Source organism: Nocardia sp. NPDC051570 (assembly GCF_044454005.1).
GTDB lineage: Bacteria > Actinomycetota > Actinomycetes > Mycobacteriales > Mycobacteriaceae > Nocardia.
The window spans coordinates 638,727-661,122 of record NZ_JBITDI010000004.1 but is presented as its reverse complement, the minus strand read 5'-3'; the positions used below and the strand labels follow the sequence as shown (position 1 = coordinate 661,122).

Genomic DNA, 22,396 nt, shown 5'->3' with positions numbered 1-22,396 from the left:
TTTCAGGGGCAAAAGGAGAACCTCATGAACACACGCACCAGAAATGGCCGGCATCGCGTCGCCACCAGCCGCTGGCTGAAGGTCGGCGCGACCGTGACCGTGACGCTGGGGCTGATCGGCTCGACGATCGCGTCCGCCTCGGCGGATCCCGTTGAGGAGCAGCCGCGGCACAGCTTCGCCGAGTATCAGGGGATCCCGATCTCCATCTACGAGTACGGACCCAGCGCCGAGGAAGCTCCGACGATTGTCATGACCGGCGGCTGGCCGGGTACCTCGGATATCTTCGAGGCCTCGGCTCGCAAGCTCGCATCGACGTACCACGTCGTGCGCTACGACCACCGGGGCTCCGGCGAATCCGGGCATCCCACGGACACCCAGTCGTACACCCTGGAAAACCTGGCCGGTGAATACGGCGCGGTGATCGACAAAACCGCACCCGGTCGTCCGATACACAACTACGGCATCGCTTTCGGGGCGTGGATCGCCGCCGAATACCAGTGGCGTCACCCTGGGCGCATCGTTTCCCTCAGCTCGATCGGCGCACCGAGTGCGGACCTGGTGCACTACGCACTGGCCGACGCCGCCACAGATCCGACGGTATATCCGCAGCTCGCCTTTCAATTGGCCTGCATCTTCTACTTCGCCGGCTACGAGGTGCCGGATATGCCCGAAGCGTTCTTCCGCACCTTCCCGGTCGAACCGGTCCTCGCCGAACTCATGAAGCTCAAGGGCAATCCGCCCATGGAGTGGTCCAATGCCGACACGGTTTCCGGGGTGCAGATGTATCGCGCGAACACGCCGGAACGAGTCGTTCGCTCCCCCCGATACGACTATCTCACCGTGCCGGTCATGCAGGTGTTCCAATCACCCGATGACCAAGAGGGCCCGCTCATGATCCGCGGCCTGGCCCAGCACACCAACAACCTCTGGCTCACTCAAATCCAAGGTGACCACGGCGATTTCGGCCGCACCTCCTGGCCACTGATCCGCGCCGAACTCGATAAGGCCATCGCAACCACCGAACCCGGCGCATCAACCAACTGACCGGGTCCGCCCTCATGATGCGCGGCCGTCTACGTGATACTGGTCGGTATGCGCGTTGACTTCGATCCTGCTGTGCTCGACCGCAACACCTTCTACAGGTTATTGACCGCCACGGTCGTTCCCAGGCCGATCGCCTGGGTATCGACGCTGTCGGCCAGCGGTGTCGCGAATCTCGCCCCGCATTCCTTCTTTACCGTGTCCTGCGTCGAACCACCCATTGTGCAGTTCAACTCGGTCGGCCGTAAGGACTCGTTGCGCAATGTGGAGGAGACCGGGGAGTTCGTGGTGAATCTGGCGCCGGAGCCGCTTTTCGAACAGGTCAATGCCACAGCGACGGAGTTTCCGAGGGAGACAAGCGAGTTCGATGCCGTGGGGATCGCGCGGGAGCCCAGCGTGCGCGTGAAACCGCCACGGGTGATGGCGTCGCCGGTGGCGCTGGAGTGTGTACTTCACAGCACTCTGCGGTTGGGGGATACCACGATGGTGTTCGGCCGGGTTGTGCACGCGGCGGTGTCCCAGGACGTCATGGAGGACGGACACCCCGACGTCCGCAGGCTCCGGCCGCTCTCACGCCTCGGCAAGAACGAGTGGGGGACGATCGGAGACCTGCGGGAGATCGCACGGATCCGGTTGGGGGACTGGCCCAGCGGTGGGATCACATCTCCTTCTCGATGAACTCGCGGAAATCCCGTGGCGCACGGCCGCTGATCTTCTCGACCGTGTCGGTCACCCGATCCTCGGTCCCCGCGCGGATATCGGCGTCGAGTGCCGCGAGCATGGTGGCGAAGTCCGCGGGTATGCCGGTTTCGATGAAACGGTTCGCCAGTTCGCCCCTGGTGATCGCGCGGTGTGTCAGGGGGCGGCCGGTGATCTCGGTGATGAGGGCGGTCGCCTCGGTGTAGCTCAGCGCCCTCGGTCCGGTCAGTATGTGCTCGCTGTTGTGCGGTGTGAGGTCGAGCAGGGCGTGGCCGGCAGGGAGATGCTGCTGCGTGCCCTGGGCGCCGTCGCGCACTGACGGTGGATCAGGCGGGGGTCGTGTGCCGGGCGCTGCGTGCGGTCCAGGTAATCAGCAGGACGTAGACCGCGATCATCAGGATCTGGGACAGGTCGGCCGCGATGTGGATCGGGAGCAGGTAGACCGCTGCGATGCGCAATGCCGAGTCGGCCAGCAGCGCCAGGCCCCAGACCAGCGACACCCGGAACCAGCGCTTGCGCATGGCGTCGCTGTGAGCATGGGCGAGGAAGTCCGCGCGGCGCTGGGCCCCGGCGAATCGCAGGGCGGCGTAATAGGCGAGTGGGCGGCCGATCACGCAGCTGATGACCAGGGTCAGGCCCGCGGTGGCCGAGGTCGCGGAGTCCTTGGCGAGCATGAATCGGACATCGCCGGTCACGAAGGACAGCGCCAGCCCCGCACCGAACAGCACCAGTAGGAAGGTGGCGAAGGCATCGATGCGCCTGTGGCGCACCAGGACCCAGACCATCCGCACCCCGGAGACCACCGCGCCCGCCAGTAGCGAGAGGTAGGTGCTCGCGCCCAGCAGCTGCGCCAGGAAGTAGGCGGCGACCGGCAGGCCGAGATCCAGACCCAGCGTGGTCACCATGTTCCGGACCGCGGGGGTGTGCGACTGCCGGGAGTCGGTCTTATGCGTCATCGTGATTGTCCTTCATCAGGCGAGGGTGTTTCGATGTCGCCTATGACGCTACGAATCGACGCGGCCTGGGTGATCGGCTCGTGAATGTAGCCCGGGTGGAACTTCTCTCGCCGCGGGTGGACCGAATTCTCCACCCGCACACCCTCGGCGGGCCCTACCGGCCCACCGATGATCAGCGCAACAGCCGAAACCGCAAGGCCCACCAAATCTCCAGCGCCCGAGTCGGATCGGACAGATCGATGCCCACCAGATGTTCGTATCGGCGTAGCCGGTAGCGGACGGTATTGGTGTGCAGGCGCATGGCCTCGGCGGTGCGGTCGACGCGCATGCCGTTGGTCAGATAGTGCTCGACGGTGTCGAGAAGGGCTGCGGCGCTGTCGGTATCGCCGAGCGGGGTGACGTAGCGGGCGGCCACCTCCTCGCCCACCTCGGTATCGGCGAGGATGGCCGGCAGCAGGCCCAGCTCGGCGAGGGTATGGATGCCGCGCAGGCCGAAGGCGTGTGCGGTGCTCATCGCGCGGGTGGCCTTGCGGAAGGAGGGTTCCATCCGATCGAGGCGGGTCGCGGGGCCGAGGCCGACGGCCGCGAGGATCGAACCTGTCGGGGGTGCCGCCACGATGCCCGCGAGATCGCCGTCGACGACCGCGATCAGGCCGCGGGGGCGGTCGGCGGGCGGTTCCAGCAGCCGGGTCAGGGTTTCGGCGGGTAGTTCCGGGGTGGGGCGGGCGCGCAGCGCGTGATAATCGCGCTCGGGATCCAGGCCGTAGCGCTCCGCCTCGATGCGGATCTCGGCGGGGCCGAGCGTGCCGAACAGGATGCCGCGCACCAGATCCGCGCGGCGCTGCTGGTCGTGGCTGGCCAGTTCGAATTCGGTGGCCATATGGCCGCGGGCCATCGCCAGGGCGGCGGCGTCGGTGAGTGCCAGTGCCTCGGTGCTCAGATCCAGCAGGGCGCGGTCGTCGATGCCGAGCGCGCGGCCGGCCTTGGTGATCTCGTCGAGCAGGCCGCGCACGGCCAGCCGCCAGCCCCGGAACATCTCGGTGAGCGGAATCCCTTGGCGTCCACGGGCTCTGCCGTGTTCGGTGAAGACGGCGACCTCGGCGTCGGTGAGCCCGCGCTGTTCGGCCACGGCCGCGAGCAGCCCCAAGGCGGTGCGGTAGGCGTCCGGCATGAGCTGATCCAGGTCGACGAACGAATAGACGGGGATATCCGCGCGCATCCGCTCGATGACCGCGGCCACCAGATCAGGCCCGTGCGCCACCAGCGCGTCGACCAGGCTATGGCGCGTGTCGAGCGGCAGAGATTCGGCCATATCGTCGAGAATAGACCCGACCTTGGACAGAACAACAAGGTGATTATGACAAACTTAGGCGCTCGCTCCATATCAATACCGCCCTGAAGTGGACATTCTGGTATCAACGGCACCGTGGCCGGGCCACGGGGTTGGACATGTACACAATGTGCCCCTGTGGAGGATCAGTGAGCTCACCGACGACGCTCTGCGAGGCGTTCCAGCGCACCGCGACGACCCGATCCGATCGGGTGGCGCTGCGCACGGTGGACGGTTCGATCGAGATCACCTGGGGTCGCTACAGAGAGCGGGTGCGCGCGATCGCGGCGGGGCTGTCGGCGCTGGGAGTCGGACGCGGGGACACCGTGGCGCTCATGCTGACCAATCGCCCCGAATTCCATCTGGTCGACACCGCGGCACTGCATCTGGGGGCGGTGCCGTTCTCGGTCTACAACACCTTCACCCCCGAGCAGATCGCCGGGGTGTGCGATAACGCCGGGGCGCGAATCGTGGTGACGGAGCAGCGTTTTCTGCCGTTACTGCGGCAGGCGCAGCCGGGCACCCGCCTGGAACGAATCGTGCTCGTCGACGGCGCCGCATCCGATGCGGTCACGCTGGCCGAGGTGGAGGCGACGCCCGACCCGGCCTTCGATTTCGAGGCGTCGTGGCGGGCGGTGACGGGTGCGGATCTGATCACCATCGTCTACACCTCCGGCACCACGGGCCCGCCGAAGGGCGTGGAACTCACCCATGCCGCGCAGGTGGCGCTGCTCGCCGGGCTGGAGCAGATCTTCGCCGACATCCCCGGTTACGCGCAGCGGTCGATATCGTTCCTGCCCGCCGCGCATATCGCGGAGCGGTTCGGCTTCCACTACTGGCCGATGCTCACCGGCGCCACCATCACCAGCGTCGCCGAGATGTCCGGCGTCATGGACGCGCTGCCGCGGGTTCTCCCCACCTATTGGGGCACGGTGCCGCGGGTATGGGAGAAGGCGAAGGCCGGTATCGAGGCCAGGGTCGCCGAAATGCCCGGGGGCGCACGATATCTGTTCGAGAAGGCGTTGGCGCTGTCGCTGCGGCGGGTGCGGGCCCAGCAGGCGGGCCGCGACCTCGATCCGATCTCGGTGGCACTGCAGCGCGCGGTCGACGCGCTGCTGTTCGCCCGGCTGCGCCGGACGATGGGTCTGGAGCAGTGCCGGTTCGTCTTCGTCGGCGCCGCACCGATTTCCGTGGATGTGCTGGAGTTCTGCAATGCGCTCGGCATCCCCTTGATGGAGGCGTTCGGCATGACCGAATCCTCGGGTCTCGGCGCGGTCAACCCGCCCGAGGACGCGCGGATCGGCTCGGTCGGGAAGGCCATGCCCGGAATGGAAGTGCGGTTGGCCCCCGACGGTGAGTTGCTGCTGCGTGGACCGCTGCTGATGCGGGGCTACCGCGGGCAGCCGCAGCAGACGGCCGAGGCGATCGATGCCGAGGGCTGGCTGCACACCGGCGATATCGCGACGATCGACGCCGACGGCTACGTCCGGATCGTCGATCGCAAGAAGGAATTGATCATCAATGCCGCGGGCAAGAACATGTCGCCCGCCAATATCGAGGCCGCGTTGAAGGGCGCGCACCCGCTGATCGGCCAGGCCGTGGCCATCGGCGACGGGCGGCCGTACAACGTCGCGCTGATCGTGCTGGATCCGCAGGTGGCCGCGGCGTTCGCCCGCACCCGCAATCTCCCCGCCGATCCGGTCGCGCTGGCCGACAGCGCGGAGGTGCACGAGGTGATCGAAGGCGCAGTGGCCGAGGCGAATCGGCATCTGGCCCGCGTCGAGCAGATCAAGCGGTTCGTGATCCTCGGCCAGGAATGGCTGCCCGGCGGTGATGAGTTGACACCGACGCTGAAGCTCAAGCGCACCCCGATCACCGCGAAGTACGCCGACCGCATCGAGGCCCTGTACGGGCCGGTACCGCAAGGGAGTTGAGTTATGACCGGATGGCATTCCATCGAACGCGGCACCGGCCGCCCCCTCATCCTGCTGCACGGCGGCGGCGCCTCGGCACGCAGCTGGCTGCCGGTCTTGGATCGGCTCGGCGCCGAAAGACATGCCATCGCACTGGATTTCCCCGGTTTCGGCGAGACGCCCGATCCGGAGGTCGAGATAACCATCGACTGGGTGCTCGACGAACTGACAGAAGAGTTGCGGCGCAGAGAGATTCCCACTCCGGTGGATATCGTCGGCAACTCCATGGGCGGGCTGTTCGCGCTGGAGTTCGCCAAGCGAGGGCTGGCGCGTTCGGTGGTCGCGCTGGCTCCGGTCACGTTGTGGCGCAGCACGATGCCGCTTCCGCTGCGCGCCCAGTTTCAGCTCGGCATGGCGCTCGCGCCGGTGACCCGAACCCCCGTGCGGCGCATCCTGGACAAGCCCGCCGTCCGACGCGCACTGCTGTCGATCCCGTTCGCTCATCCCGAGCATATGACCGGTGCCGAGGCCATCGCCTTCATGCAGGATCTGGACCGCTCCCGTCCTACCTTGCACATCGCCCTGAACATCGCGAAATCCATTCGCTTCCAAGGCGGTAACGCGATCACCTGCCCCATCACGGTCGCCTTCGGCACCCGCGATCACATGCTCCCGCCCAGCACCAGCCAAGTCCACGACGAACTTCCGGCGCAGACCCGCTGGCTGACGCTGCCCGACTGCGGCCATATGCCCATGTGGGACAACCCCGCCCTCATCGCGGAGACCATCCTGACGGGCACCGAGAGCGATCGGCTCGCACAGACGGGCTGATCGGTCCGGCCGTCGGCTCAGCTCGTCGCCTGCGTGCGCAGGGCGTCGAAGAACCACCAGGCCCCCACGGCCGCAACGGGTATCCCGATGGCGACAGTGCCGACGACCGCGCCGATCGCCCCCGCCGCGGCGCCGGTGACGAGGCAGCCGCCGAGGAAACCGGGGACGGCGAGCACGCCGATACTGGGCACGGCCGCGGTCGCGCCGACGAGTGCGCCGCCCGCGACGCAGCCGACGACCGCGCCGATGGCCGTGCCCAGCAGGGTGCCCAGGGCGACGCCGAGGCCGAGCTGGGTGGCGAAGTTCATCACCGAGGTATTGAAGGCGGGGGACTGCGGATCGAGGGCGATCTCGCCCGCGCTCGGATGTGTCACGGGGACAGCGTGTTTCGGATCCGTATCGGGTGTGAGCGTCACGGTGCCGGCGTCGATCGCCGCGCCGATCGGATAGACGGCGTCCTCGCGCCGATAGCTCAGCGGCACTGTCACCGCCGCGGCGCCCGACCGATCGCGCACCTCGAGTCGGCCGTCCCGGGCGACCAGGCTGCCCTTGTCCAGGGTCAGCACCACGGACCTGTCGACCAGGCGCATCGAATACCCGATCGATGCCGCTGCCTGCGGCGGCGGATCGGCGGCGGCCCGCCCGGCCGGTCCGGCGATCGCCGCCACCGCACAGGCCGATACCACCGCGAACGTGAGAGCCCTCATCATCACGACCACTTTCTCTAGGACGAGACGGCACGAACGTGCCGTGGGTGAAGGTCGGCGGCCACGCGGGCGAAGTTCCGATGGTGAGGGGTATCACTGTCCCAGTCGAATCCGGGTATCGTTTCGCTGAGGATTAGCGCAATGCCGCCAATCGGATTGGATATCTCCGAATGATCGCGAGAGAGGTGCGCACATGCTTGTCTCCAAGATTGTTGCGGGAATGATGCTGGCCGACGCCCATGTCATCGCATACCAGGGCGGCGGCCTGACCGGCGGATCGCGGGCGAGCTGAGGACCGCGGCGATCATGTCCGGGAACTACGACCAACTGCTGGCGACGCCCGCGATCGATCCGGTCGCCGAATCCGAACGATCGGAACCGGTTGCGAACGGTTCGCGATTTCCCTTGTTGCGCCGCGAGATTCGCGCCGCGGGGCTGCTGTCCCCGAGACGGCGGTACTACGTGGTCAAGGCGATCGTCAACGTCGCGCTACTGACGGCCTGTTGGATCGCGTTCATCGCCCTCGGCCCCTCGTGGTGGCAGCCGGCGGTGGCGCTCGCGCTGGCGTTCTGCTTCGTGCAGATCGGCCTGCTGGGCCACGATATCGGCCATCATCAGGTCACCCGGAATCGTCGTGCGACCGATGTGCTCGGCTATCTGCACTGGAATCTGTTGCTGGGCGCCAGTTTCGACTGGTGGGTCAATCATCACAACCGCCATCACAGCGATCCGAACCATCTCGACCGCGATCCGGATATCGTGCGCCGCAGGGCGATCTTCGCCGTCGAACAGGCCGCGCGGCCGATGAGCGCGGCCCGGCGGCTGATCATCAGGTTCCAGGACAAGATCTTCTTCCCGATGTCGGCGCTGGAAGCGCTGGGGCTGCGGGTGCTGAGCATTCGCGCCATCGTCCGCGGCACGGTCCGGCGGCCGTGGACGGAGGGGCTGCTGCTGGGGCTGCATCTGGTGTGTTACTTCACGGCGGTGTTCTGGGTGCTCGAACCGTGGCAGGCATTGGCGTTCACCGGTGTTCACCATCTGGCGACCGGACTGTACAGCGGTTCGATTTTCGCGCCGAACCATAAGGGCATGCCGGTGCGATCCGATGCCGAGACCCCGGACTGGATGACCCGCCAGGTGGTGACCGCGCGGAACATCCGCGGCGGCCGCCTGGTCGACTATCTGTACGGCGGCCTGAACTATCAGATCGAGCACCACCTGTTTCCGGGCATGCCGCAACCGAATCTGCGCCACGCGCGGCCGGTGGTGCGCGCACACTGCCGGACCGCGAGCCTCACTTACTACGAAACATCGCTGGTGCGAGCGTATGTCGAGATCATCGCGCACCTACGGCGGGTGAGCCGGCAGGCTCGGGCTCGGTGAGGCCGTAGCGGCGATGCCACCGCGCCAACGGGCCCGGGGCCCACCAGTTCCACGCGCCGGCCAGTCGCATGACCGCGGGCACCAACAGGATTCGAATGAGGAATGCGTCCAGCAGCACCGTCAGCACGAGGCCCACGCCGAGGCCGCGCATGAACGAGACCTGCGCGGTGGTGATGGCGGCGAAGACGATGGCCATCACGGTGGCCGCCGCGGTGACGATCCGCCCCGTGCGGGCCAGGCCGAGCGCGACGGCGCGCCGATTGTCGCCGCAGGCCAGCCATTCCTCCCGCATGCGCGACAGCACGAAGATCTCGTAATCCATCGACAGCCCGTAGGCGATGCAGATCAGCAGCGGCGGCATGGTCGCATTGGTGTGTCCGGTAGCGACGGTGCCGAATCCGCCGAGATGTCCGTCCTGGAAGATCCACACCATCGCGCCGAGCGCGGCCGTCAGCGACAGGGCGTTCATCAGCAGCGCCTTCAGCGGCAGCAGCAGGCTGCCGGTGAACAGGAACATCAATACGACTGTCGCCAGCACGATCAACGCCAGAATCAGCGGCACCCGATCGGTGACGCCGCGTACGTTGTCCAGATCGCGCTGCGCCAATCCGCCGAATAGGGTATCCGCCGGCGCGGCAACGGCTTTCAGGTCGTCCAGCTGCCGCTTGGCGGCATCGGAGAACGGGTCGAGGCTGGTGCCGACGCTCAGATATACGGCGTCACCATGACGGGCCGAGTCGACCGTCGCCGTGCCGAGTCGCGTTCCGCCGGAATAGATTCCGTCCGGCGCGGCCACTCCGGTCACCCGTGGCACCCGGGACAGTCGCGCGGCATACTCGCGCACCTGCTTGTCCCCGGGTGCGGCGGGCATGACGATGGTGACCGTTCCCTGGCTGTCCTGCCGCGGGAACTGCGCCCGCAGCATGTCGCCGGTCTGCCGCGACGAGGCGGAGGTGGGCAGGTTCCGGTCGTCGGGATAACCCAGCTTCACACCGAGGAATGGCGACCCGACGACCACGAACAGCGTGATCACCACGAGCACCGTCGACATCGCATGGCGCATGGCGAAATTCGCGATCCGATACCAGGCGGTGGCCTCGGCCGGGCGGGTCGCCGCGGCGGCATGCCCGATCCGATCGCCGATCGCTACGATCAGCACCGGCGCGACCAGCAGCGCACCCACGAGACTGAAGGCGACACCGGCGATGCCGGCGTAGGCCAGGGAACGCAGGAAGTACATGGGCAGAACGAGCATGGTCGCGACCACGCAGCCCAGCGTCAGCGCGGAGTAGACGACGGTGCGCCCGGCGGTCGCCAGGGTCCGCCGCAGTGCCGGATCGGGCGGTGTCCCGGCGGCGCGCTCCTCGCGGTAGCGGCTGAGGATGAACAGCGTGTAGTCGACGGCCAGCGCCAGGCACAGCGCGGTCGCCAGATTCACCGCGAAGACGGCGACATCGGTGAAGGCGAACAGGATTCGCAGCGCGGCGGCCGTGCCGACGATCGCGAACGCGGCCACCGCCAACGGGATCAGCGCCGCGATCAGCCCGCCGAAGATCCAGATCAGGGCGAGAAAGGTGAACGGCGTTGCGAGGATCTCGAGTTTGATCAGATCGATGCGCGACTGCCGGTTGATCTCGTACTGCGCCATCGCCTGACCGCCCGCGGTCACGGTGACCCCGTCCTCGGCGCCGATGAGCGCCGCGGCGATCTCGTGCGCGCGCATCGGCGCCTGCCGATCGTCGCCCGCGATGCGCGCCGCGATCAGACCGGTGCGATGGTCCGTGCCGACCAGCGCGGGGGCGAGCGCGGCGGGTGCGGTCCAATACGAAACCACCTGCGTGGCATATGAGGACGCGCGCAACGCGTCCACCACGCCCAGTCCGCGAGCGCGCGCCTGCGGCCCGTCGGCCCCCGCCGGCGAGGTGACCGTGAATACCAGCGAGAATCCCCCCGCCCCGAACGTCTCGTCCAACACCTGTGCGGCGCGGGCCGATTCCGATCCGGGCACGTCGTATCCGCCCGCGGGCAACTGCGCACTCACCGGCAGGCCGTAAACCGCTGCGGCGAGGACGAATGCGGCCAGCCACGCGCCGATCCGCCGCGGAGCACGAAGGACGAGTTCGGCGATCCGAGCCAACAGCATATCCACCTCCCACTGATTCGATTGCACGACAACAGCTCCGCGGCGGCATTCGGCCCCGGTCACGGCCATGACAGCGTGGGCGTCTGAAATCCCGCTGACATCACCACTGTTGCTGATGGATAGCCTTATATCTGTAAAGCAACCTCGGTTACCTCTTTTACCTGAAGATTCCTAATATCAACCGCCAGGGCGTAATTCATCCTGGTGTGTATCGCCGGTAAATCGACATTCTGGTGATAGGGTCTAGCGCGACCTCGAGCTCATCGAACCTCCATGCACATCTGCGAAGGAAGGTTGAATGTCCACGATGCGTAATAGGCGGTATCGGCATGGTTTTGCCTTGACGGCCGTGGCGATCGTTCAAGTTGCTCTTGCCACGCTGGCCAGTGCCGACCCCTACTGCCCCTGTCTGCCCCCGGCGGGGCCGGTATCCGACAACCCTGATATGTACACCGGTCCGATCCAGCCGATGCTGCCGTTCCCGGTTCCGCCGACCGCGCCGGAATTCGATCCGTTCTACAGTCCGTCGCCGGACAGGTTCGTCGATCTGAATCCGGGCCAGGTCATCGATGCGCGCAAGGTGAATCTGGCGGGCCTGGGTGTGTTCGGGCCGCTGGATGTCGATGCCTGGCAGTTGTCGTTCCGTTCGAACAACACTCGTGGCGTGCCGATTCCGGCGGTGACGACCGTCGTGCGGCCGAAGATCGGTTCCGCCACGAATCGGAAACTGCTCTCCTTCCAGGTGCCGGAGGATTCCCTCGCCACGCACTGCGCGCCGTCCTACAACTTCCAGCTGGCCTCGGTTCCGGCCAACTACATGGGACAGTACGAACCCTTCGCCGAATTCATTCAGCCGTTGCAGCAGGCGGCTCGGCAGGGCTGGGATATCAATCTTCCTGATTTCCAGGGGCCGAAATCGGCCTTCGCCGCGGGACCGTTGAGCGGTCAGATCACCCTCGACAGCCTCCGCGCGGCCGAGAACTTCTACCCGCTCGACGTCGACGGACGGCATACTCCGGTGACCATGCAGGGCCACCTGGGCGGTGCCATCCCCACCCAGTTCGCGGCCGAACTGCACAAGTCCTATGCGCCGGATCTCAATGTCGTCGGCGCGGCCGTCGGTGGTCCGCCTGTGGATCTCGGTGGGATGATCAACTACCACGTGAATGACGGTGCGTCCCCGACCATGTTCGACGGCCTGGTCGGCCTGTCCCGCGAATATCCGGAGCTGGACGACTATCTCAACCGGAATATGGACGGATTCGGTCAGGTGATGCGGACCCTGCACAGCACATGGTGCATGGGCTGGTCGAATACGGTTGTTCCGATCCAGAACGTGCAGGGCTCCCTCCCGCCGGGAGCGCTCGACACTCCTCTGGTCAGGAACATCATCGACGAGAACCGCATGGGCAAGACGATGCCGGACATGCCGATGTACTACTACACCCCGTTCCTGGACTGGGTCGTGCCCGTCCGGATGCCGAACGAGCTGGTGGACAACTACTGCCGGAACAATCCCGATGCCCGCATCCATTACGTGCGAGATCACGCCAGTGAATCGCTCACCCTGCCGTATCTGGCCCAGCCCTCTGTGGATCGCTGGGTGACCGAACGAATGGACGGTATCCCCGCGCCGACGGGCTGTACCACCGTCGACGTCGCGACCATGGCGACGCCGAACAATGCGAATGCGGACCAGGACGACAACTGAGTAAGGGACGAAACAGCCCGGCCGGATTCATCCGGCCGGGCTTTCTTCTCATACCAGCACAGCTCTCATACCAGTACTGCACGCAGCCGATCACTGGGCGCGATACCCAACTCCGCGTCGAGGATTCGCCGCAGATTCCGAAAGGCCTCGACCGCCTCCGCCCGTCGGCCGGAGCGTTTCAGGGCGATGAGCAATAACTCCCACAGTCGCTCGTTGAACGGATCCGCGGCGATGAAGGTCTTGGAGTTGACGATCACCTTCTGATAGTTCTCCAGGCCGATCCACGAGTCCAGCAGCGCCTCCCGCGCGACGGCGCGCAGCTGATGCAGCTGATCCGCGCGCGCCGCCACCACCGGACCGTCCGAAACATCGGCCAGCGCGTCGCCGCGCCACATGCGCAGGGCATCCTCCAGCATGGCCACCACCACCGATCGGGCGGAGGCGCCCAGCGCCAGGGCGTGTTCGACCTGTTCGGAGAATCGGTGGGCGTCCACGCACGCATGCTCGATATTGAGCCGATAGTTCGATGCCGCCGACTCCAGCAGATCCGGGGCGAGTTTGTTCGCGCTGAACCACTTTCGCAATCGTGCGATATGCGCGTGCAGGGCATTGACCGCATCCGTGGTGCCGGACAGCTGGAGTTCCTCGATGAGCTCGTCACGACGCATCCACTCACCCGGCCGCACCGCGAGAATTGCCACGATACTGCGCAGCTTTCTGCCCGACAGGGTGATCTCGACTCCGTCCAGCATGATCTGCACGGGTCCGAGCACTGAAATACTGGTTGTCGCCATACGTCGCCCATCATCCAGAACGCGCCGAAGCCGTTACTGCACCGGGACCCCCTCGAGTGCGAATGCTAGCACTACTGGATTTCCGTGGCGCGCAACGGCGACTCGCGTGTGAGTTCGAATGAGCGCGACTTCGGCGTACGGGTCGCCCACCAATAGCTGGTTCCGGTTCCCGGCCAGCATTGCCGATTCTTGCCGGTATGGTCGAGGAACCAGCTGTCACAGCCGCCCGAATTCCATACCGAGCGGGAAAGTTTCGCATGCAACCAGTGGTTGAATTCTTGTTGAATCTCCGGGCGCACCTCGATCCGGGTCGCGCCGCCGCGGCGCATCAGGCCCAGACACCGGGCGATGTAGCGGATCTGAGCCTCGATCACGAACAGGATGGACTGCGCGCCGCCGCCCGAGTTCGGCCCCATCACCAGGAACAGATTCGGGAATCCGGACACGCTCATGCCGAGATATGCCTGCATGCCGTCGCGCCACGCGCGCTCGATCGTGAGCCCGTCGCGTCCGACGATATGTTCGCCGGCGCAGCGGTTGTCGGTGTCGAATCCGGTGGCCAGCACGATCACATCGGCCTCGTGCAGCACGCCGTCAACGGTGCGCACGCCGCGCGGCTCGAATTCCGCGATCCCGGCGGTGACCAGATCGACGTCCGGCCGCGACAGTGCCGGATAGTAGTCGCTGGTCAGCAGGATCCGCTTACAGCCGATGGTGTAGTCGGGAATCAGCTTGGCGCGCAACGCCGGATCCGGCACCTGCCGGCGCAGGGTTCGCAGCGCCGCCCAGCGCAGCACCCGCAGCAGGCGCGGATGCAGGAAACCCGCCACCGGAATCTCATGCGTCCAGAAGGCGATGGTGCGATACAGCGCGCGCAGTCCGGGCACCGTCGACAGCAGCCTGCGCTCCCGATCGCCGATCGCGCGGTTCATCTTCGGGAGCACCCAGTGCGGGGTGCGCTGGAACACCGCGACCCGTTCGGCGGCCTCGGCGACGGCCGGAATCACTTGCACCGCACTGGCTCCCGTGCCGATCACCGCCACCCGTTTACCCGTCACATCGATCGACGGATCCCATTCTGCGGTATGCACGATCGGGCCGGAGAATCGGTCCCGCCCCGGGAATTCGGGAATATGGGGCCGATGCAATGCGCCGTGACACAGCACGACCACGCGCGGGCAGTAGAGGTCGCCGCCGCGGGTGCGCACCCACCAGCGATCGATGGCGTCGTCGAATTCGTAGGACACCACCTCGGAGTCGAAGCGGATATGCGCCCCCAGTGCGAAGTCCTTCACCACCCGCCGGGTGTAGTCCAGAATCTCCGGTTGGTCGGCGTAGAGCTTGCTCCAGCCGTCGTGCGGCGCGAAGGAATACGAGTACATCATCGACATGACATCGCAGGCGCACCCCGGATAGGTGTTGACCCGCCAGGCGCCCCCGACCGCGTCCGCCTTCTCGAGGACGACGAAGTTCTCGATGCCCGCTCGACGCAGACCGACGCCCATACCCACGCCGGCCAGTCCGGCGCCGACGATCAGAACATCCGGATAGCTGAAATCCGGCATACCCCACCTCATTTCGCAGTGCCGACGCATTCCGCGCCGGGAACAGTGGACGCTGTCATCAGCACCCGCAGCGCCCGCGGCAGGACGTGCAGGGTATATCCGGCCGAGGTGCGCGGCATCAGCTCGCCATCGTGTTCGATCAACATCTGCTCACCGTCGGTGCGCTCCAGCCGGATTCGCCGCCCTCGGCCGTAACGCACCCCGGGCAGCTCGTCGATCGCACCGGTGAAGGCCACCCGGAACAGTTCGGTGAGATCGACCCCGGCGGTGGCCACGCAGACATCCAGCAATCCGTCGTCGAGCACCGAATGCGGCAGCAGCCGGAAATCCCCGCCGCGGTGGCGCATACCGCCGACGTCGGCCACGATCAGTTGATCCTCGACGAGCACCTCGCCGTCGATGATCACCCGCCCCGGAAACGGCCGGAATGTCGCGGCGGCGGCGACGGTCGCCCGCAGCAGCAGATCGCGGCCGCCGCCGTCCAGCTCGGCGGCTGCCTGCAGTGCCGCGGGCAGAAGTCCGGCCGCGCAGCCCAGCAGGACGGGCGCGCCGAATTCCTCGAGCCGAGCCAAATCGATTGTCCGCCACTGGAAATCGGGTCGCAGTGCCATGGTCGCCACCTCGTCCCAGGGCCGGTGTCCCCACAGCCCGCGGAAACTGGAATTGCCCGTGCCCCCCGGCGCGATCAGCAGTGCGGGCGCCTGACCGGTGAGCTCGTCGAGCGCCCGCAGCGCGGCGGCGACCTGCCCGGCCGTACCGTCCCCGCCGATGGCGACCACCACCTCGGGCCACCGGGCCAGCACCTGCTCGACCACCCTCGCCTCGGTCCCCGCCGCGGCGGTCTCGATGCTGCGCAGCGCGATGGTGTCGAGGCGCTCGAGCGTGCGCACCAGCGCGCCCGTATCGCCACCGGCGGCTGGATTGATCACTGCCAGAACGGGAATCGCCGCCCTCATGGCGCGCTGTTCGGCCGCGGCGGAATATCGGCATACCGCCGGAGAACATCGCGGCGGATATCCTCCCCGCATGGCGTGATATCCGATGAAACCAACGGTGAGCTGCCCTTTCATCAAGATCCGACGGGATGTGACCCAGTCTGTCCGCGCGTCCTGACGCTCGACTGATCCGGATATAACGCCGTGTCAGCAATAGGTCAGCAACATTTCAGTGCCGCGCGGCAGGCTGGCGTTCACGATGACGACGGCGCAGCAGACGAAGGCACCCACCTACGGCAGCTATGTGGGTGGGGAAGACATTGGCGGCAGCAGCTGGGTGCATGTGCTGTCCGCGCGCGCGATCTTCGAGGACTCCTTCGCGAGCCTGCGGCTCAAGCGGGATCTCGACCGCGGCGCGGTGGCGCTGTCGTCGGTGCCGCCGGGGGTGGTGGTCGGCAGGGTCGCGGTCGCCGACGAGACGACCGCCGCGCGGGCGTTGACCGCGGCGGCCCAGGCGGCGGCGGTCTGGCGCGCGGAACCGGTCGCCGATCGGATCGAGTTCCTGACCCGGGCGCGGGAGTTGTTGCTGGACAAGGCCGATGACGTCATCCGGATGCTCACCCTGGAGGGGCATCCGCTGGAACTGGCCCGCTGGGAGTTCCGCGGCTTCCTGGAGATGTGCGAGCAGTCCACCCGCGAGTTCGTGCGCGGGCAGCTGTGCGCCGAATATCGCACCGCCGACGGCCGCCTGCGCATGATCCGCCGCTGCGCCGACGGTGTGGTGTGCGTGAATCCCCCGGCGAACGCGCCGATGGCGAGCGCGCTGCTGGCCGCCACCGCGGTGGTCTCGGGCAATGCCGTGGTGGTGCGCGCACCCCGCGCGGCCCCGCTGGGCGTGACCTACGCGGTGCGCGAGATCGTGGCTCCGGCCCTGGCCGCGGTCGGTGCGCCGCGCGGCACGGTCAATACGTTGTGCGGCGATCCGCAGTCGCTGCTGCGGATGTGGCTGGACAGTCCCCTGGTCGACGACATCATGTACTTCGGCGGGGTGGAGTCCGGGCTGGACCTGGAAAGGCGTTGTGTCGCAGCCGGAAAGAAGCCGATCCTGGAGCTGGCGGGCAACGACGTCGTGCTGATCTGGCGCGACGCCGATCTCGCCGCGGCCGCCCGCGCCGTGACCGAGAGCTTCTTCGGCTCCGGCCAGCTGTGCATGATTCCGAATCAGGTGGTGGTGCATCCCGCGGTGGCCGACGAACTCCTGGCCCGGGTCGCCACGCTCGCGGAGGAGCTGCGGCCGGGTTATCCGGACGGCGAGGGGGTGGTGCTGTCGCCGGTGCTGCACCACGATCGGTTCCATGCCGCGCTGGCCGATGCCCTCGCGCGGGGCGCGACCGTCGTCACCGGCGGTGCCAACATGCATTTCGATGGTTCGGTCGACGGGGCGGGATTCTTCCTGCGGCCCACCGTCGTTCGCGTGGACGGATTATCGGCCGCGCGCGATCTGATCGCCGTGCGGGAGGAGACGTTCTTCCCGCTGATTCCGGTGATCGTGCCCGAGGGCGACGACGAGGACGACCGGCTGCTCGGCGCCTGCCTCGAATTCGTCGACACCAATCGCTACGGCCTGCGAAACTCCCTGTGGTCCAACGATAGCCGGGTGATCGACCGCTATGTGGCGACCGTGACCAACGGCGGGCTGCTCAAGGTCAACGAATCCCATATCGCCTTCGCGGCCCCGCTGCCCTCGCATGGCGGAACCGGTGTCACCGGCGGTGTTTTCGGCGAGGCGAACTATCCGATGCTGCGTGCCTCACATCTGCAGGGCGTCGCGATCTCCACCGCGGGCCAGCCGTACGGATACCGGTAGGGTCGTGATGCGCACCCTCGACGAGGCCAGGGACGCCTGCGAAAGGCATGCTCCCGGACTGTATTCCGCGCTCGCGGACATCCCGCTGCTCGAATTGGAACAGCCGGGGAATCCCGGATTGGAGCTGTTCCGCAAGTTCGGCGGGCCGGGGCTGGTGATACCGCGCGCCTACGGCGGGCGCGGTGTCGATCCGCTCGACGCGGTGCGGGTGGTGCGCGCGGTGGCGTCGGTCGCACCCTCGCTGGCGGTCGCCACCACCATGCACCACTTCTCGGTCGCCACGCTGTTCGCCCTCGCGGGCAGCCTGCGCGCCGTCGGAACCGAATGGGCCATCCTGGAGGGGATCGCTGATCAGAATCTGCTCGTCTCCTCGGGTTTCGCCGAGGGGCGACCCGGCCAGGGCATTCTGGCGCCGACGATGACCGCCACCCCGGCCGAGCGTGGCTACCGCGTGACCGGCGCGAAACGCCCGTGCAGCATGGCCTCCTCGATGGATCTGCTGTCGGCCAGCGCGGCCGTGCCCGGCCGTGCCGAGCCGGTGCTGTTGCTGATACCGGCTGCCGCCGAAGGGATTTCGGTCCATCCCTTCTGGGCGACCACCATCCTGGCCGGGGCCGAGAGCGATGAGGTGCGCCTGGACGACGTCTTCGTCGACGAACGCCTCGCGGTGACCGCGGCGGTGGACGATTCCGGTGCGGTCGACGAGCTGCAGACCGTCGGATTCATGTGGTTCGAACTGCTGATCAGCGCCTGCTATCTGGGCATGGCCAGCGCGCTGGTGGAACGGGTCTTCCGGGCGGGCCGGACGAGCCGGGATATGTTGTCCTCGTTGGGTATTCGATTGGAGACCGCGGCGCTGCTGCTGGACGCGGTGGCGCATCTGCTGCTCGCGAACCGAACCGACAATCCGGCATTGGCCCAGACCGTCATCGCCCGGTTCGCCGTACAGGACGCCATCGGTGAGGTGGCCGGCCGCGCCATGGAGATCCTCGGCGGCACGGCCTTCATCACCGCACCGGAGGTCGCCTACCTCGCCACGGCGAGCCGCTGCCTCGCCTTCCATCCCCCCGCCCGGCAGTCCTGCGGCGACAGCATCGCGGAAAGCCTGTCCGGCGGCACCTTTCGCATCGACCGGGAGTGACGATTATGACCGACGTGACCGAAGAAGCGACCGGCGTGACCGATACGACGTGGGTGGCGCGGGCGTATCGCGACAACCTCAGTTCGGGGCGGGCGCGCATCGCGGAACTGATCGGCGGACAGGTGGAGGTCGAATCCCGCGGTGCGTGGGTCACCATGATCGACGGCGAGAAGTACCTCAACGCGGGCGGTTACGGTGTCTTCATCACCGGTGCGCGGCATCCGGTGGTGGTGGGGGAGGTGCAGCGGCAGCTGCATCGGCATCCGGTCGGGACGCGAATGTTCCTGGAGCCCACCGCCGCTCGCGCCGCGCGGATGCTGGCGGGGGTCGCGCCCGAGGGGCTCGAGCGGGTGCACTTCTGCGGTTCGGGGGCCGAGGCGACCGAGACCGCGATCAAGATCGCCCGGCTGTCCGGGCACCGGCACCTGATCTCCATGCACGGCGGATATCACGGCAAGACCCTCGGCGCGCTGTCGGTCACGGCGAAAAGCCTGTTCCAGGACCCGTTTCGGCCGCTGCTGCCCGATGTGACGCATATTCCCTACAACGATGTCCCGGCCCTGCACGCCGCGCTGGAACGCTCCGCGGGCCCCGCCTGCGTGATCGTCGAACCCATCCAGGGCGAGGCGGGGGTCGTGCTGCCCGCGCCCGGTTATCTGCACAGCGTGCGCACGCTGTGCTCGGAGTTCGGGGCGCTGCTCGTGATCGACGAGATCCAAACGGGTCTGGGCCGTCTCGGTGCCTGGTGGGGTTCGGATCTCGAGGGCGTGCGGCCCGATATCCTGTTGTCCGGCAAGGCACTCGGCGGTGGCGTCCTGCCGGTCGCCGCGGCCATCGCGACCGAGAAGGCCTACGCCGTCCTGGACCGGGACCCCTTCCTGCACACCTCGACCTTCTCCGCCGCGCCGGTGGCCATGGCCGCGGTCTGCGGGGCGATCACCGCCATCGAACAGGACGGTCTCGTGGAGCGGTCCGCCCGGCTCGGCGCCGAATTGCTCACGGCCATCACCGATATCGCGATCGGCGCGCTCGGCGTGCAGATCCGCCAGGTACGCGGCCGCGGGCTGCTGATCGGCATCGAACTGGTCGACCCCGCGCTGGCGGGCGAGCTGCTCATCGAACTGGTCCGCCAGCGCATCATCCCCAGCCATTCGCTCAATTGCGAACGCGTGCTGCGGCTTACGCCCCCGGCGACCTTGGATCGAAACGAGGTGTGCTTTCTCCTGGAGCGCTTCGCGCGGGCGGTCACGGCCCTGGCCGACCGCTACCCACACAGTGAAAGGTGAGGTGGACAGCTATGCGTGTGGTGCAGCTGACCGTCGGCTCCATCGGATGTACGGCGGCGCAGGCCTACGCCCGGATCACGAAGTTCGAACGATATCCGGAGCTGGTGGCCGAGGTGCGGTCGGTGGTGGTTCATGACACTCCCGGCGGGGCGCCGATGACCAGCGATTGGGAGGTGTGTTTCCGCAACGGCCCGCTGCGCTGGTCGGAGGTCGACTACTTCCAGCCCGAACAGCGGCGGATCGTCTTCGAACAGACCACCGGCGACTTCGACGTCTTCCGCGGCACCTGGCGCGTGGAGAGCGTGGGCCCGGGCTGCGCGGTGCATTTCGAGGCGGCCTTCGACTTCGGAATCCCCAGTCTCGCAGGCATTCTCGAGCCGGTCGCGGAGAAGGTACTCAAGGAAGGTCTCGCGTTGGCGCTGTTCCAGCTGCTCGGCGACGCGCGGGTGGTCGACGACGAGGCCGTCGCCGTGGCGGTGGCGGGCAGACTGGCGGATCGGCTGCGGGAGCCGAGCGAGCTAGCGAGCCGGCCGCGATGACGATCTCCGTGGAGCCGATCAGCCGGGCCGTCGGCTCGACCGCCGAATTGGCGGCCTGGGCGCGCACCGTGCGCTACGAGGACATCCCCTCGAGCACGCTCGCGCTGGCGCGCAGCCAGCTCGTCTCGACCCTCGCGGCCGTACGCGCCTCGCTGACCCATCCGCTGGGACGCGCGCTGGTGGCCACGTTCGGCGCGCCCCTGCACCGGGATCCGAAACAGTCCGCCGCGGCGCTGGCCGGGCTGGCGACCTGCCTGGACTTCGACGACGTCGCCTTCGTCGGACATCTGTCGGCGTCGTGTGTGACCGTGCCCGTGGCCTACGCCCGCGGCCTCGAGATGGACGGCCGGGCGCTGCTGACCACCCTCGTGGTGGCCAACGAATGCGCGGCCCGGCTCACGGCCGCCACGATTCTCGGGCCGTTCTTCCGGGCGCAGGCCAACACCCACTGTCATCTGGTCGGGGCGGCCACCGCATTGCTGCACGCGCGGCGGGCGCCGGCGATCGAATGGACCTCGGCGCTGGGCCTGGCCCTGGGTATGGTGCCCACGCCGCTGCACCGCGCCGTGCTCGGCGGCGATATCAAACCGCTCACCGCGGCGCTGCCCGTGCGTTCGGCCCTGGACGCATGCGATGCCGCGGCGCACGGAATGCGGTGCACCACAGACCTTCTCGATGGCGGCGACGGGCTGCTGGCGCAGCTGTCGTCGGTCCCGCTGCCGGAGCTGCTGGTGGCGGGGCTCGGTCGCCGGTGGCATACGGATACGGTGGGGTTCAAGCGATTTCCGGGCAGTGCCTACGCGCAGGCGGCCTACGAATGCGCCGAGCGGCTCAGCGCGCGGCTGCAGATCCGGGAGCTACCCTCGATCCGCCGCATCGTCGTCCACGGCTGTCTGCTCACCTATCTGCTGGACCGCAAGGTGCGCCCGTTCCTGGACGGCCGCCGAACTCCGGTCGCTGCGGCCAACTTCGCCGTCGGCTACGGCGTGGCGACGATCCTGCTGACCGGGCGGCTCGGCGCCGAGGACCTCGCACCGGCGGCGCTGGGCGACGAACAGCGCTGGCGGCTGGCCGACAGGGTGAGCGTGGAACACGACACCGGACTCACCGAACAGATGGTGCGCGCCACGGCCCCGCTGGGCGAGGCGCTGCGCTGGGCCGGTCCGCGCGCGACCGCGTGGCCGGAGCTGCAGGCGTGGGCGGGTGACGAGCTGCCGCGCCGGCTGGCCGAACTCGGCCTGCCCGAGGCCACGTTCGAGCAGGCGACGATGTCCATCGGCGCGCGGGTGGTGATCGAATTGGCCGACGGCCGCCGCCTGACCGAACAGTGTGATCGCCCGATAGGTATGACCGGACCGGCCACCCGCCAGCACCACCAGGTGATCGCGGGCGGGAAGTTCCTGGGCGTGGGCGGCTACGCCGAGACCCTGTCGAGGCTGGAACGTCTGGAACTTCTGGATGCCGAGCAAACTGCCCGCACTCTCGCGACGGCACTCTGTCAGCCCTTCGGAAGGTGAGCGGTTCGGCCGGAATCTCTGCTATCGAATTCTGGTAC

19 protein-coding genes are annotated in these 22,396 nt (G+C 67.5%); 11 read left to right on the top strand and 8 right to left on the bottom strand.

Features of this window, described 5'->3' with window-relative positions; genetic code table 11:
* The first annotated feature begins 24 nt into the window (after window positions 1-24).
* Both ACIA76_RS13215 and ACIA76_RS13210 read left to right on the top strand, forming a co-directional pair.
* Window positions 25-1,044, top strand: a complete 1,020-nt coding sequence (locus tag ACIA76_RS13215) for an alpha/beta fold hydrolase (RefSeq protein WP_397151869.1) — start codon at window positions 25-27, stop codon at window positions 1,042-1,044.
* 48 nt (window positions 1,045-1,092) lie between these two features.
* Window positions 1,093-1,719 (top strand): flavin reductase family protein, encoded by a 627-nt coding sequence (locus ACIA76_RS13210; protein WP_397151867.1) that lies wholly within the window; start codon window positions 1,093-1,095, stop codon window positions 1,717-1,719.
* Here the strand turns inward: ACIA76_RS13210 and ACIA76_RS13205 are convergent.
* From ACIA76_RS13205 to ACIA76_RS13195, 3 genes are all read right to left on the bottom strand, one after another.
* Window positions 1,700-2,056, bottom strand: coding sequence for a hypothetical protein (locus tag ACIA76_RS13205; protein WP_397151865.1), 357 nt, complete (start codon window positions 2,054-2,056; stop codon window positions 1,700-1,702). The genes ACIA76_RS13210 and ACIA76_RS13205 overlap by 20 nt on opposite strands.
* A 10-nt stretch (window positions 2,057-2,066) precedes the next feature.
* Window positions 2,067-2,696: a VC0807 family protein gene (locus ACIA76_RS13200; RefSeq protein ID WP_397151863.1), complete on the bottom strand. Its 630-nt coding sequence runs from the start codon at window positions 2,694-2,696 to the stop codon at window positions 2,067-2,069.
* A gap of 172 nt (window positions 2,697-2,868) precedes the next feature.
* Window positions 2,869-4,008 (bottom strand): PucR family transcriptional regulator, encoded by a 1,140-nt coding sequence (locus tag ACIA76_RS13195; RefSeq protein WP_397151861.1) that lies wholly within the window; start codon window positions 4,006-4,008, stop codon window positions 2,869-2,871.
* Window positions 4,009-4,175: 167 nt separating this feature from the next.
* Here ACIA76_RS13195 and ACIA76_RS13190 point away from each other — a divergent pair, with 167 nt between their 5' ends.
* A complete protein-coding gene (locus ACIA76_RS13190; protein ID WP_397151859.1) occupies window positions 4,176-5,960 on the top strand; it encodes an AMP-dependent synthetase/ligase in 1,785 nt (594 codons plus the stop codon).
* A gap of 3 nt (window positions 5,961-5,963) precedes the next feature.
* On the top strand, window positions 5,964-6,770 hold the full coding sequence (locus ACIA76_RS13185; protein WP_397151857.1) for an alpha/beta fold hydrolase: 807 nt from the start codon (window positions 5,964-5,966) through the stop codon (window positions 6,768-6,770).
* Window positions 6,771-6,787: 17 nt separating this feature from the next.
* Here ACIA76_RS13185 and ACIA76_RS13180 read toward each other — a convergent pair whose 3' ends face one another.
* Window positions 6,788-7,480 carry a hypothetical protein gene (locus ACIA76_RS13180; protein ID WP_397151855.1) on the bottom strand — a complete coding sequence of 231 codons (693 nt, stop codon included), beginning with the start codon at window positions 7,478-7,480 and terminating at the stop codon, window positions 6,788-6,790.
* Between the two features lie 303 nt (window positions 7,481-7,783).
* Between ACIA76_RS13180 and ACIA76_RS13175 the strand changes: the two genes are divergently transcribed.
* Complete coding sequence (locus ACIA76_RS13175; RefSeq protein ID WP_397151853.1) at window positions 7,784-8,860, top strand: fatty acid desaturase family protein; 1,077 nt, start codon at window positions 7,784-7,786, stop codon at window positions 8,858-8,860.
* Here the strand turns inward: ACIA76_RS13175 and ACIA76_RS13170 are convergent.
* The gene (locus tag ACIA76_RS13170) at window positions 8,814-11,003 is read right to left on the bottom strand and encodes an MMPL family transporter (RefSeq protein ID WP_397151988.1); all 2,190 of its coding nucleotides are present in this window, start codon (window positions 11,001-11,003) and stop codon (window positions 8,814-8,816) included. The two genes, ACIA76_RS13175 and ACIA76_RS13170, sit on opposite strands and share 47 nt — an antisense overlap.
* Before the next feature lie 349 nt (window positions 11,004-11,352).
* Between ACIA76_RS13170 and ACIA76_RS13165 the strand changes: the two genes are divergently transcribed.
* Window positions 11,353-12,714, top strand: a complete 1,362-nt coding sequence (locus ACIA76_RS13165) for a lipase family protein (protein ID WP_397151851.1) — start codon at window positions 11,353-11,355, stop codon at window positions 12,712-12,714.
* A 65-nt stretch (window positions 12,715-12,779) separates the two neighbouring features.
* Here the strand turns inward: ACIA76_RS13165 and ACIA76_RS13160 are convergent, their stop codons facing one another.
* The 3 genes from ACIA76_RS13160 to ACIA76_RS13150 form a co-directional block, all read right to left on the bottom strand.
* Complete coding sequence (locus ACIA76_RS13160) at window positions 12,780-13,508, bottom strand: BTAD domain-containing putative transcriptional regulator (protein ID WP_397151849.1); 729 nt, start codon at window positions 13,506-13,508, stop codon at window positions 12,780-12,782.
* A gap of 71 nt (window positions 13,509-13,579) precedes the next feature.
* Entirely contained in the window at window positions 13,580-15,073 is a 1,494-nt protein-coding gene (locus ACIA76_RS13155; RefSeq protein ID WP_397151846.1) for a flavin-containing monooxygenase, read from the bottom strand.
* Between the two features lie 8 nt (window positions 15,074-15,081).
* Window positions 15,082-16,002, bottom strand: coding sequence for a diacylglycerol/lipid kinase family protein (locus tag ACIA76_RS13150; protein WP_397151844.1), 921 nt, complete (start codon window positions 16,000-16,002; stop codon window positions 15,082-15,084).
* Window positions 16,003-16,267: 265 nt separating this feature from the next.
* Here ACIA76_RS13150 and ACIA76_RS13145 point away from each other — a divergent pair, with 265 nt between their 5' ends.
* Genes ACIA76_RS13145 through ACIA76_RS13125 form a run of 5 tightly spaced genes read left to right on the top strand, consistent with a single transcriptional unit; the run spans window position 16,268 to window position 22,358 of the window.
* On the top strand, window positions 16,268-17,875 hold the full coding sequence (locus ACIA76_RS13145) for an aldehyde dehydrogenase family protein (protein ID WP_397151841.1): 1,608 nt from the start codon (window positions 16,268-16,270) through the stop codon (window positions 17,873-17,875).
* A 7-nt stretch (window positions 17,876-17,882) separates the two neighbouring features.
* On the top strand, window positions 17,883-19,016 hold the full coding sequence (locus tag ACIA76_RS13140) for an acyl-CoA dehydrogenase family protein (protein ID WP_397151986.1): 1,134 nt from the start codon (window positions 17,883-17,885) through the stop codon (window positions 19,014-19,016).
* Window positions 19,017-19,030: 14 nt separating this feature from the next.
* Complete coding sequence (locus ACIA76_RS13135) at window positions 19,031-20,302, top strand: aspartate aminotransferase family protein (RefSeq protein WP_397151839.1); 1,272 nt, start codon at window positions 19,031-19,033, stop codon at window positions 20,300-20,302.
* An 11-nt stretch (window positions 20,303-20,313) separates the two neighbouring features.
* Entirely contained in the window at window positions 20,314-20,841 is a 528-nt protein-coding gene (locus tag ACIA76_RS13130; RefSeq protein WP_397151836.1) for a type II toxin-antitoxin system RatA family toxin, read from the top strand.
* The gene (locus ACIA76_RS13125; protein ID WP_397151833.1) at window positions 20,838-22,358 is read left to right on the top strand and encodes an MmgE/PrpD family protein; all 1,521 of its coding nucleotides are present in this window, start codon (window positions 20,838-20,840) and stop codon (window positions 22,356-22,358) included. The genes ACIA76_RS13130 and ACIA76_RS13125 overlap by 4 nt, the downstream gene beginning before the upstream one ends.
* The last annotated feature ends 38 nt before the right edge of the window (window positions 22,359-22,396 follow it).

Excerpts from the sequence above, each read along its gene's own strand:
- ACIA76_RS13140 (WP_397151986.1), top strand. The coding sequence starts at position 17,883 with ATGCGCACCCTCGACGAGGCCAGGGACGCCTGCGAAAGGCATGCTCCC.
- ACIA76_RS13145 (WP_397151841.1), top strand. The coding sequence starts at position 16,268 with ATGACGACGGCGCAGCAGACGAAGGCACCCACCTACGGCAGCTATGTG.
- ACIA76_RS13185 (WP_397151857.1), top strand. The coding sequence starts at position 5,964 with ATGACCGGATGGCATTCCATCGAACGCGGCACCGGCCGCCCCCTCATC.
- ACIA76_RS13200 (WP_397151863.1), bottom strand. The coding sequence starts at position 2,696 with ATGACGCATAAGACCGACTCCCGGCAGTCGCACACCCCCGCGGTCCGG.
- ACIA76_RS13215 (WP_397151869.1), top strand. The coding sequence starts at position 25 with ATGAACACACGCACCAGAAATGGCCGGCATCGCGTCGCCACCAGCCGC.
- ACIA76_RS13180 (WP_397151855.1), bottom strand. The coding sequence starts at position 7,480 with ATGATGAGGGCTCTCACGTTCGCGGTGGTATCGGCCTGTGCGGTGGCG.
- ACIA76_RS13210 (WP_397151867.1), top strand. The coding sequence starts at position 1,093 with ATGCGCGTTGACTTCGATCCTGCTGTGCTCGACCGCAACACCTTCTAC.
- ACIA76_RS13160 (WP_397151849.1), bottom strand. The coding sequence starts at position 13,508 with ATGGCGACAACCAGTATTTCAGTGCTCGGACCCGTGCAGATCATGCTG.
- ACIA76_RS13130 (WP_397151836.1), top strand. The coding sequence starts at position 20,314 with ATGCGTGTGGTGCAGCTGACCGTCGGCTCCATCGGATGTACGGCGGCG.
- ACIA76_RS13170 (WP_397151988.1), bottom strand. The coding sequence starts at position 11,003 with ATGCTGTTGGCTCGGATCGCCGAACTCGTCCTTCGTGCTCCGCGGCGG.
- ACIA76_RS13155 (WP_397151846.1), bottom strand. The coding sequence starts at position 15,073 with ATGCCGGATTTCAGCTATCCGGATGTTCTGATCGTCGGCGCCGGACTG.
- ACIA76_RS13125 (WP_397151833.1), top strand. The coding sequence starts at position 20,838 with ATGACGATCTCCGTGGAGCCGATCAGCCGGGCCGTCGGCTCGACCGCC.
- ACIA76_RS13195 (WP_397151861.1), bottom strand. The coding sequence starts at position 4,008 with ATGGCCGAATCTCTGCCGCTCGACACGCGCCATAGCCTGGTCGACGCG.
- ACIA76_RS13175 (WP_397151853.1), top strand. The coding sequence starts at position 7,784 with ATGTCCGGGAACTACGACCAACTGCTGGCGACGCCCGCGATCGATCCG.